This is a genomic window from Curtobacterium sp. Leaf183 (assembly GCF_001424385.1).
Lineage (GTDB): Bacteria > Actinomycetota > Actinomycetes > Actinomycetales > Microbacteriaceae > Curtobacterium.
This window is the reverse complement of sequence record NZ_LMPO01000010.1, coordinates 121,805-132,586: the sequence shown is the minus strand read 5'-3', so window position 1 is coordinate 132,586 and position 10,782 is coordinate 121,805. Positions and strand designations below refer to the sequence as shown.

At 70.8% G+C, this 10,782-nt stretch carries 9 protein-coding genes; 8 read left to right on the top strand and 1 reads right to left on the bottom strand.

Going from position 1 to position 10,782, the window contains the following annotated elements; all coding sequences use genetic code 11:
* Positions 1-73: 73 nt before the first annotated feature.
* Positions 74-1,204, bottom strand: a complete 1,131-nt coding sequence (locus tag ASG04_RS15230; protein WP_056126051.1) for a glutamate--cysteine ligase — start codon at positions 1,202-1,204, stop codon at positions 74-76.
* 129 nt (positions 1,205-1,333) lie between these two features.
* On the opposite strand from ASG04_RS15230, the gene aroA reads away from it, so the two are divergent.
* The 8 genes from aroA to trmD all read left to right on the top strand — a co-directional run.
* The gene (gene aroA / locus ASG04_RS15225) at positions 1,334-4,498 is read left to right on the top strand and encodes a 3-phosphoshikimate 1-carboxyvinyltransferase (RefSeq protein ID WP_056126048.1); all 3,165 of its coding nucleotides are present in this window, start codon (positions 1,334-1,336) and stop codon (positions 4,496-4,498) included.
* Positions 4,495-5,664, top strand: a complete 1,170-nt coding sequence (locus ASG04_RS15220; protein ID WP_200938539.1) for an acyl-CoA dehydrogenase family protein — start codon at positions 4,495-4,497, stop codon at positions 5,662-5,664. Before aroA ends, ASG04_RS15220 begins: the two co-directional genes overlap by 4 nt.
* Before the next feature lie 87 nt (positions 5,665-5,751).
* The gene (locus ASG04_RS15215) at positions 5,752-6,585 is read left to right on the top strand and encodes an SDR family oxidoreductase (protein ID WP_056126043.1); all 834 of its coding nucleotides are present in this window, start codon (positions 5,752-5,754) and stop codon (positions 6,583-6,585) included.
* Between the two features lie 4 nt (positions 6,586-6,589).
* Entirely contained in the window at positions 6,590-8,689 is a 2,100-nt protein-coding gene (locus ASG04_RS15210) for an FAD-dependent oxidoreductase (RefSeq protein WP_056126041.1), read from the top strand.
* Positions 8,690-8,865: 176 nt separating this feature from the next.
* Positions 8,866-9,276 carry a 30S ribosomal protein S16 gene (gene rpsP / locus ASG04_RS15205; RefSeq protein ID WP_056126040.1) on the top strand — a complete coding sequence of 137 codons (411 nt, stop codon included), beginning with the start codon at positions 8,866-8,868 and terminating at the stop codon, positions 9,274-9,276.
* Between the two features lie 4 nt (positions 9,277-9,280).
* On the top strand, positions 9,281-9,517 hold the full coding sequence (locus ASG04_RS15200) for an RNA-binding protein (RefSeq protein ID WP_056126038.1): 237 nt from the start codon (positions 9,281-9,283) through the stop codon (positions 9,515-9,517).
* A gap of 19 nt (positions 9,518-9,536) precedes the next feature.
* Positions 9,537-10,106 (top strand): ribosome maturation factor RimM, encoded by a 570-nt coding sequence (rimM, locus tag ASG04_RS15195; protein WP_056126036.1) that lies wholly within the window; start codon positions 9,537-9,539, stop codon positions 10,104-10,106.
* A gap of 2 nt (positions 10,107-10,108) precedes the next feature.
* A partial coding sequence (trmD, locus tag ASG04_RS15190; RefSeq protein ID WP_056126154.1) for a tRNA (guanosine(37)-N1)-methyltransferase TrmD occupies positions 10,109-10,782 on the top strand: 674 nt, incomplete at its 3' end.

Here is a 10,782-nt window from a genome sequence, read left to right as displayed (position 1 = left end):
GCGCGGAGGGGGTCGAGACTTTCGACCACCTCCGCGCGATTCGACTTCCTCTGCGTGAAACGACCCGCCAGCGTCAGAGGGAGTCGGTGAACTCCGTCACCAGGTGGCGGACGACCTCGCGCAGGTCCCCGCCGTGCTGCTGCGCGACCGCGAGCTGGCGCTGGTACGACGCCCCGCGCTCGATCATGGTGTCGAGGTGGTGCAGCTCGTCGACGCAGCCGAGCCGTTCGGCGATCGGGTCGAGTCGGCCGACCAGGTCGTGCACCTCGTCGGTCACGAGTCGTTCGTCACCGGCGACGTTCGTGATGATCTCCGCCTCCATGCCGTAGCGGGCGGCGCGCCACTTGTTCTCGCGGATGAACCAGGGCTGCATCGTCGGCAGCGTCTCGCCCGCGTCGAGTCGATCCGAGCAGGCCGTGACCAGGCACTGCACCAGCGCCGTGACCGCCCCGACCTCGTGCAGCGTCGACAGGCCGTCGGAGACGCGGTTCTCGAGCGTCCCCCATCCCGGCGAGGGGCGGATGTCCCAGCGCAGGTCCTTGACGTCGTCGATGACTCCGGTGTGCGTCAGGTCGCTGACGACCTCTTCGAAGTTCGCCCACGCACCGAGCTGCGGGGGCAGGCCGCCGGTGGGCAGCTGCTGGAACATGAGCGCGCGGTTCGACGCGTAGCCGGTGTCGGTGCCGCCCCAGAACGGGCTCGACGCCGTGAACGCCTGCAGGTGCGGGACGTACGCGAGCATGGCGTTCATGATCGGGATCGCCTTGTCGCGGTCGTCGATGCCGACGTGCACGTGCACGCCCCAGATGAGCATCTGCCGTCCCCACCAGCGGGTCCGGTCGATCAGCGTCGTGTAGTGCTCGCTGTCCGGGGTGATCTCCTGCTGGTCCCACACGGCGAACGGGTGGGTGCCGGAGCACATCACCTGGGCGTCGAGCGGTGCCGCGGCGTCGATCACCTGGGTGATCGTGTCGGACAGCTCCGCGGTCGCGCCCGACACGGTGTCGTGCACACCGGTGACGACCTCGACCGTGTTCGTCAGCAGTTCCTCGGTGACCTTCTCGCGACTGCCGAGGCGCTCGTGCACGGCGGCGATCACCGCGGGCGCGCGGGGTGCGAGGTCGCCGGTGTGCCGGTCGACCAGCGGGAGCTCCCACTCGACGCCGATCGTCGACGGGCGGGACTCGGTGAAGCGGATGTCCATGCTGTACATCCTGCCTGTTTGCATGTCGTACTCGTACAACGTGCGCGCCGCCGGTTGGTGTGGTTTCGTTCCTCAGCGGTTCCCCACCGGGTCTACCGTAGAAGCGCGTCGACAGAAAACGAGGTACGCATGCAGTTGGTCGTGCGCGGTACGTCCGCACCGCTCATCGGAGAACTCGACATCCCGGTCTCGAAGTACCATGCGCACCGGGCGCTGGTCCTCGCGTCGCTGGCCGAGGGGACGAGCACCGTCTCCGGGGTCAGCACGACACGGCAGGTCGAGTGGACCGTCGGCACGCTGCGTGCCCTCGGCGTCGACATCAGGCGCCGCGGCAACGAGTACCACGTGACCGGACTGGGCGGGCGGTACACGGCGACCGACGTCGTCGACCACGGGTCCCGTGGTGCCGACGGCATCCTCAACATGGGGTCCTCGGGGACCACCCTCTACTTCATGACGGGCCTGGCGTCCCTGGCAGACAAGCCGATGACGCTGTCGGGCATGAAGTACTTCCAGCGTCGGCCGATCAAGGCGCTGCTGACCTCGCTCACCCAGATGGGGATCGAGCTCGAGGCGACGAACGACTGCCCGCCCGTCACCGTCCAGCCGAAGCGTCCGCGCGGTGGTGACGTGCAGATCGCCGGCACGCTCTCCCAGTGGATCTCGGGCCTCCTGCTCGTGGCACCCTTCGCCGAGCAGGAGACGCGCATCCACATCACCGGCGGGCGTCTCAACGAACAGCCCTACGTCGAGCTGACCGTGCGGATGATGCGGCAGTTCGGCCTCCGGGTCGAGGTCTCGGACGACTGGCTGGAGTACCGGATCCCGGCGAACCAGCAGGCGACTCCCCACGACTACGTCATCCCACCGGACATCGGCTCGGCGGCGTTCGGCATCGCCGCCGCAGCCATCCGCCGGTCGGACGTGCTGCTGCGCGGGATGACGTCGTTCCGCACCGCCGACACGGACCACCCCGAGAGCGAGTTCCTCGACCTCGCGACGGCGATGGGCGTGCCGATGCGCATCGACGAGGAGACCGGTTTCGTGCGCATCGAGCACGACGGCTCCCCGCTCCGGCCCCTCGACATCGACTGCCAGCCCATCCCGGACCTGCTGCCGGTGCTGTCCACCATGGCGACCTTCGCCGAGGGCACGACCCGGCTGTGGAACGTGGCGCACATCCGGCTCAAGGAGTCCGACCGCGTCGCGGCGATGCTCCAGCTGAACCGGATGGGCGGACGCGCCGAGCAGGGCGCCGACGAGCTCCGCGTCACCGGCGTCGGCGCGGGCGGACTGCGCGGGGCGTCGATGTCCTCGTTCAACGACCACCGCGTCCTCATGTCCCTCGCCGTCGCCGCGTCGAGGGCCGACGGTGCGTCTGCCCTCACCTACCCCCGGGCGTACCGGATCTCGTACCCGACCTTCCTCGAGGCGATGAACTCCGTCGGCCTCGACATGGAGGTCGGCGACGCCCTCACCGACGATTCCGTGGCCGACGACCGCGCTGACCGCGCGCGTCTGTCCGACCAGCCGACCGACCTGGGCGAGGACACCACGACGGCTGCCCCGTCCGTCGACCTGCCCGAGCTCACCGGTGTCGACGCCGATCCGCTGGTGCTCAGCGAGAAGGTCCGCGCGCTCGCCGACACCGAGCCCGACGGCCTGGCGGTCATCGAGGTCGGCGGCCCCGAGCCGGTCGAGACCACCTGGCGCGAGCTGCAGGACGAGGCCGACAAGGTCTCAGCGCTGCTGCTCGAGCTCGGCGTGCGGCGCGGCGAGTCCGTCGCGATGCAGCTGCCGAACTGGCGCGAGTTCGTCTCGATCACCCTCGGGGCGATCCAGATCGGCGCGGTCGCCACGCCGATCATGCCGGTGTTCGGCCCGCGCGAGACCACGATGACGCTCGCTCGGTCGCGTGCGCGCGTGGTGTTCCTGCCGAACGTCTTCCGCAAACGCCGCCCGGCCCTGGAGCTGCTCGACGTGTTCGACGAGGCACGCGCACAGAAGCGCCGACTCAGTGTCGAGCACGTCGTCGTCATCCGCTCCGAGGCCCGTGGACAGGGCGACATCCCCACCAACCAGCCGCCACTGCCCGCCGATGCCTCCGAGCGGGTGGCCGCGAGCGAGTGGAACTGGCGCTACTGGGACACCGCACTCGGCTCCGTCCAGGTCGACGTCGAACAGATCCGCTCGCACGCACCGACGGCAGACGACATCTGCCAGCTGCTGTTCACGTCGGGCACCACCGGCGAGCCGAAGGGCGTCCAGCACCCGCACCGCACGCTCGGGCTGGCGACCGCGATGCACGTGGCGCAGTCCGGCCTGACGAAGGACGACCGGATCTACATCCCGTCGCCCCTGGCGCACCAGACCGGCTTCCTGTACGGCATGCTGCTGGCGTTCCGGCTCGGCGCCGCCCAGGTCATCCAGCCCGTGTGGGACGGTCGGGCCGCGCTCGAGCAGGCCTTCGGGGCGGCACGGGCGACCTTCGTGCAGTGTGCGACGCCGTTCCTGACCGACCTGGTCGACCTGGTCGAAGCGGGTGCACCGGCACCGGAGTCCCTCCGGGTCTTCGTCCCGACCGGTGCCGCCGTGCCGCGGGCGCTCGCCCAGCGTGCGGCGACGGTCCTCGGCACCGCCATCCTCGGGGCGTTCGGCACCAGCGAGACGTGCCTCGGCGCGCTCTCGAGCCCCACCGACGACCCCGCTGACGCCTACGGTCACGACGGACGCGCACTGCCCGGTACCCGGATCCGCATCGTCGACGACGAGGGCAACGAGCTGCCGGCGGGCACCGAGGGCAACTACGAACTGCACTCGCCGACCATGTTCGACGGGTACCTCGACCGGCCCGACCTGACCGACGACGTCTTCACCGAGGACGGCTGGTACCGCACCGGCGACCTGGCGAAGGTCGACGCGAAGGGCTTCCTGTCGATCACCGGGCGCGTCAAGGACGTCATCAACCGCGGTGGCGAGAAGATCCCCGTGGTCGAGATCGAGAACCTGCTGTACCAGCACCCGCTCGTCACCGACGTCGCCATCGTGGCGATGCCCGACGAGCGCCTGGGGGAGCGGGCGTGCGCGTACGTCGTGTCCGCACGGGCCGACGAGTCGCTCGACTTCGCTGGGATGCAGCGGTACCTCGAGCACGCCGGCGTCAGCAAGTACTACTGGCCGGAGCGCCTGGAGTACATCGACGAACTGCCCCGCAACGCGGTCGGCAAGGTCCAGAAGAACGTCCTGCGCGAGCAGGCTGCGGCGCTCGTCGCGATGAAGGAGAACGAACGATGACGATGGTCATGGAAACGGCGGCCGAGCAGGACTTCGCCGAGCTCAAGGCGGAGGTCACGGCGTGGGTCCGCGGCCGTGGTGAGGACTGGGCGAACGAGATCGAGCGCACCGGTCAGGTCGCGCCCGAGTTGTTCCAGGAGCTCAAGGAGCTGGGCTGGCTCAGCCTCGCCGCACCGGCCGAGCTCGGCGGGCGGGACATCCCGTTCTCGCGCTACCTCGAGGTCATGGAGATCGTGTCGCGGTCGCACGCCTCGATCCGCATGCTCGTGCACGTCATCAACGGAACCTGGCGCGCGATGGCGCCGTACGCGTCGCCGGAGCAGATCGAGCAGGTCGTCAAGCCCTCGGTCGCCGGTGACAAGCTCGTCGCCTTCACGCTGACCGAGGCCACGGCCGGCACCGGCGCGGACATCCGCACGACCGTCCGCCGTGAGGGCGACACGTACGTCATGAACGGCGAGAAGCACCTCATCACGTTCGGCGTCAAGTGCGACTACTGGCTGATCGCCGCGCGCCTCGAGGGCACCACCGGGCAGGACGGCACCGTCGCGTTCCTCATGCCCAACTCGGGGCTCCCGGGCGCCGAGGTCATCGACGACTCCGACACGATGGGCATCCGCGGGACCGACCACGCGATCCTGCGGTTCACCGAGACGCCGATCCCGGCCAGCGCCCGACTGGGTGACGAAGGCCAGGGCCTCGAGGTCGCGCTCGGCGGCTTCCTGCTCCCCAGCCGCGTCTCGGTCGCGATGAGCGCCGTCGGGCTGGCCGAGCGCGCGAACGAGCTCGCGGTCGAGTACGCCAACGAGCGCGAGACCTTCGGCAAGAAGCTCGCCACGCGCCAGGCCATCCAGTTCTACCTGGCCGAGAACTACGCCGACATCGCCGCTGCCCGTGCGCTGGTGCTCGAGGCCGCCCGCGCCTACGAGGAAGGGCGCCCCGACGCCGGCACGCTCTCCAGTGCCTCGAAGATGGTCGCGGTCGACATGCTCGCCCGCGTCACCGACAAGGCCCTGCAGGTGCACGGCGGCCAGGGCTACTGGAAGCGCAACGCGATCGAGCGGGTCTACCGCGACGCACGCGCGCAGCGCTTCGAAGAGGGAACGAACGAGATCCAGAAGCTGGTCGTCGGCCGCGCCGTCGTGACCGGCCAGGCCGGGTTCTAGCCGCACCCTGCAACCGACGGGAGGCTCGTGGCGGGCCCGCCACGAGCCTCCCGTCCGTCTCCTGCTCACGCAACGCAAAGGACTGAAGTGACCGACAGCACCGCACCCATCGCGCTCATCACCGGGGCCTCCCGCGGCATCGGCCGCCTGCTCGCGCAGAAGCTCGGCCAGCGCGGTGTCACCGTCGTGGTGACCTACAAGGGCAACGCCGACCTCGCCGAGCAGTCCCTGGCGGACGTCAAGGCAGCCGGCGGCGACGGCATCACGGCGCAGGTCGACATCGAGCAGCCGGAGTCGATCGACGCGCTGTTCGACCTGGTCCGTGACACCTACGGGCGGCTCGACATGTTCGTGGCGAACGCCGCCGCCAGCGCCTTCAAGCCGGTCGCGCAGCTCAAGCTGCACCACCTCGACCGCAGCTACGCCACCAACGCCCGGTCGTTCGTGCTCGGTGCGCAGCGTGCCGCCGAGCTGATGGACCGCGGGGGCCGGATCGTCGTCGTGACCTCGTACGGCTCGCTCCGCGCGTTCCCGACCTACGCCGCCCTGGGCGCCGCGAAGGCGATGACCGAGGCCTACACGAAGTACATGGCGGTCGAGTACGGCCCGCGGCAGATCACCGTCAACGCGGTCAACGGCGGGCTCATCGACACCGACTCGCTGGACTACTTCTACAACGCGGTGCCGGGCATGGCGCCGATGCAGACGGTCATCGAGAAGCTGCCGCTGCAGCGCCCGGGCACGGCGCATGACATGGCCGACGCCGTGGACTTCCTGCTGTCCGACAAGGCGTCGTACATCACGGGCCAGACCCTCTCCGTCGACGGCGGTCTGACCGTCATCGCCCCGCCGTACTGGGCGGACACGACGTCGCCGCTGCGGGACGCCGTGCTCCCCGGGACCCCGGCTGGGGCAGAGTAGGGGCATGAGCACCGTCGCCGTCCCGGACCTCGCCGTCGTCGCCTCGCCCTGGACGCTCGGCCCGCTGACGCTGCCCAACCGGGTCGTCATGGGCTCGATGCACACCGGGCTCGAGGTGCACGACGACGGCGGAGCCGGCTTGGCGGCGTTCTACCGCGAGCGCGCTGCCGGCGGGGCGGCGTGCATCATCACCGGCGGCATCGCGGTGTCCGACGAGGCCCGTGGTGGTCCGGACTTCGCCGTGTTCGGTGTCGACGGCGCGGACGAACGGTTCCGGGTCGCGGTGCAGGCCGTGCACGACGAGGGCGGCACGATCCTGGCGCAGCTCTTCCACGCCGGTCGGTACGCCCTGGTGGGCGGCATGGTCGACCGGCACGGCGGCCCGCAGCGCGCCGTCGCGCCCTCGGCGCTGCCGTGGGCAGCAGCACGCGGGGTCGTGCCGGAGGAACTGACCGCGTCGGAGATCGAACGGACCATCGAGGACTTCGCGGCCGCGGCCCGTTCGGCACGCGACATCGGGTTCGACGGCGTCGAGATCATGGCGTCCGAGGGCTACCTGGTCAACCAGTTCTGCTCGCCGCTGACGAACCTGCGTGAGGACGCCTGGGGCGGCACCCCCGAGAAGCGCCGACGGTTCGCCGTGTCCGTCGTCCGGGCGGTCCGGGCCGCGGTGCCGGACCTCGCGGTGACGATCCGGCTCTCCGGGGCCGACCTGATGCCCGGGTCGACCACCGACGACGAGGTCGACGCGCTCGTGCACGACCTGCTGCCGCTGGGGCTCGACGGCATCTCCGTCGGGATCGGCTGGCACGAGTCCCGCACACCGACCGTGCAGGCTGCCGTCCCGCACGGCGCCTGGCTGGCGTACGCCTCCCGGATCGCGCGGGTCGTCCGCGGCTCCGACCACCCCGGGGTCCGGGTGATCGCCTCGAACCGGATGACGGACCTCCGCGACGGAGAAGCGGTGCTGGCAGACGGGCTCCTGGACGCCGTCGCGCTCGCGCGGCCGTTCCTGGCGGACCCGGCGATCGTGTCGCGGTCGGTCGACGGCCGCTTCGACCTCGTCAACACGTGCATCGGCTGCAACCAGGCGTGCCTGGACCGCTCGATCATCGGCGCACCGGTGTCGTGCCTGGTGAACCCGCGCGCCGGCCGCGAGGTCGCCTTCCCGGTCCGTCCGACGACCCAGCCCCGCCGCGTCGACGTCGTCGGCGGTGGGCCGGCCGGGCTCGCCGCCGCCGTGGACGCCGCCCGTCGCGGGCACCGCGTCACGCTGTGGGAGGCCGCCGACGAGCTCGGTGGGCAGCTCGGCCTGGCCGCGCTGGTCCCTGGGAAAGAGGACTACGCCGCGACCGTCCGTGCCGCGCGCGCCGAGCTGGACCAGCGTGGTGCGACCGTGCACCTCGGACGACCGGCGACGGCAGCCGACCTGGTCGGCAGCGACGCCGTCGTGCTCGCACCGGGCGTCGTCCCGCGGTCGGTCGACATCCAGGGTGTCGAGCTGCCGCACGTGCAGACGTACGAGCAGGCGCTCCGCGACGGCGTCCCCGCCGGCACGGTCGCGGTCATCGGCGGGGGCGGCATCGGCGTCGACACCGCGGCGTTCCTGACCGAGTCCCCGGACGAGTCCCTCCGTGCGCGGGCGTTCGCCGAGCGGTGGGACGTGACCGTCGCCGACGACGTCCTCGGGCCCCTGCCGCAGCGACAGCCCGTCGCCCAGCGCACGACCCGTCCGGGCGAGCAGGTCACCGTGCTCCGCCGCTCGGGCAAGTTCGGGCAGGGGGTCGGTCTGACGTCGCGGTGGGTCGCCCTCGGACGGCTCCGCGACGCCGGTGTCCGCATGGTCGGCGGCGTGCAGGAGTACCTGCGGATCGAGCCGGGTGCACTCTGGATCCGCGACGAGGACGGCGTCGAACGGGCGGTCCCGGCCGACCACGTCGTCGTCTGCGCCGGGCAGGAACGTCTCGAGCACTCGCTCGAGTCCGCGCTCGCGTCGGCGGGCGTCCCGTTCGCCCTGGTCGGCGGTGCTCGTGACGCCCGGAGCGTCGACGCGGTCCGTGCGACCTCCGAGGCCCTCGAAGCGGTCCGCTCCCTCGCGCCGTAGCGCCACGCCGCACTCGCTGGCTCGCTTCTGGGCCGGACATCTGCAAGAATGAACGGTCGAATCGTGTCCGCTCGACCCTCTATCCAGCGGATGACGATCTCATTCGAGCTTTCACCGCGCGTGCCCCCACGCCCGCGGTTCCGGTTCAACCACAACAACACGCAACAGGAGCATTTGTGGCTGTCAAGATCCGTCTCAAGCGTCTCGGCAAGATCCGAGCACCGTACTACCGCATCGTCGTCGCCGACTCGCGCACCAAGCGCGACGGTCGTGTCATCGAGGAGATCGGCAAGTACCACCCGACCGAGGAGCCCTCGTTCATCGAGGTCAAGTCGGACCGGGCGCAGTACTGGCTCGGCGTCGGCGCGCAGCCGACCGAGCAGGTCGCTGCCCTCCTCAAGCTGACCGGCGACTGGGCCAAGTTCAAGGGCGAGAAGGACACCGAGTCCAAGGTCAAGGTCAAGCAGCCGAAGGAGCCCTTCACCGTCGACTCGTCGAAGAAGGCCGTCCTGAAGCCGAAGTCGGAGAAGAAGGCCCCGGCCGCTCCGGCCGAGGCCGACGCTGACGCAGAGACGACCGAGGCGTAATTCCTTGCTCGCATCTGCGCTGACGCACCTCGTCAAGGGGATCGTCGATCACCCTGACGACGTGCGCGTCGCCAGCTCCACCTCCGCGCGGGGTGAGGTCCTCGAGGTGCGCGTGCACCCCGAGGACCTCGGCCGCGTGATCGGACGCGCCGGTCGGACCGCCAAGGCGCTCCGCACCCTCGTCACGGCTCTGGCCGATGGCAAGCGGGTGCGGGTCGACGTGGTCGACACCGATTCCTGACGAGGCGACCCAGCTCCGGGTGGGTCGCATCACCAAGGCGCACGGGCTCAAGGGCGGTCTCAAGCTCGAGCTCTACACCGACGACCCGGATCGTCGGTTCACGCACGGAGCGGTCTTCTCGCTCCAGGTCCCGGACGACTCGCCGTGGTCCGGCAAGACCATCGCCATCGACGAGCTCCGTTGGTACAACGGCCACGCGGTCGCCTTCTTCGAGGGCATCGCGGATCGTTCCGCCGCCGAGACGCTCGCGCGGGCGATCCTCTGGGTCGACCAGGACCCCGATGAAGAGACCGGCGAGGACGACGCCTGGTACGACCACCAGCTGGTCGGCCTCGACGTGGTCCGTGACGGCGTCTCCGTCGGCACCGTCGCGCGCGTCGATCACCTGCCTGCGCAGGACCTGCTCGCGGTGACGACCCCCGACCGCGGCGAGGTCCTCGTGCCGTTCGTGGCCGCCATCGTGCCGTCCGTCGACATCGCCGGGCGCACCGTCACCGTCACGCCGCCCACGGGGCTCTTCGAGGACCCTGAGGACATGTCGCGCCCGGAGACGGTCACGCCGACGCCGGACCCGTCGGACGAGTCCTGACCGTGCGGATCGACATCGTCACGATCTTCCCGGAGTTCTTCGGGGTGCTCGACGTGTCTCTGCTGGGACGGGCGCGGCAGGGCGGGCTCCTCGACCTGCACGTGCACGACCTGCGCTCCTGGACCACCGACCGGCACCGCACCGTCGACGACACCCCGTACGGCGGTGGTGCCGGCATGGTGATGAAGCCCGAGCCGTGGGCCCAGGCGCTCGAGTCGATCCTGCGACCGGACGGGTCGTCGACGCTCGTCGTCCCGACGCCGGCCGGCACACCGTTCGCGCAGTCGATCGCGCGTTCCCTCGCCGAGCACGAGCACCTCGTCTTCACCTGCGGGCGGTACGAGGGCATCGACGCGCGCGTGTTCGAGTGGGCCGCGACGCGCAGCACCGTCGTCGAGCTCTCGCTCGGCGACTACGTGCTGAACGGCGGCGAGGTCGCGGCGATGGCGATGATCGAGGCCGTCGGGCGCCTGGTTCCCGGCGTGGTCGGCAACCCCGAGTCCCTGGTCGAGGAGTCCCACGAGGACGGCCTGCTCGAGTACCCCTCGTACACCAAGCCCGCGTCGTGGCGTGACCTCGACGTCCCCGAGGTCCTGCTCAGCGGGCACCACGGGCGTGTCGCCGCGTGGCGGCGCGAGCAGCAGCTCGAGCGGACGCGTCGCGTCCGGCCGGACCT

Coding starts and splice junctions, on each gene's coding strand:
- aroA (WP_056126048.1), top strand. CDS start 1,334: ATGCAGTTGGTCGTGCGCGGTACGTCCGCACCGCTCATCGGAGAACTC.
- ASG04_RS15210 (WP_056126041.1), top strand. CDS start 6,590: ATGAGCACCGTCGCCGTCCCGGACCTCGCCGTCGTCGCCTCGCCCTGG.
- ASG04_RS15220 (WP_200938539.1), top strand. CDS start 4,495: ATGACGATGGTCATGGAAACGGCGGCCGAGCAGGACTTCGCCGAGCTC.
- ASG04_RS15230 (WP_056126051.1), bottom strand. CDS start 1,204: ATGGACATCCGCTTCACCGAGTCCCGCCCGTCGACGATCGGCGTCGAG.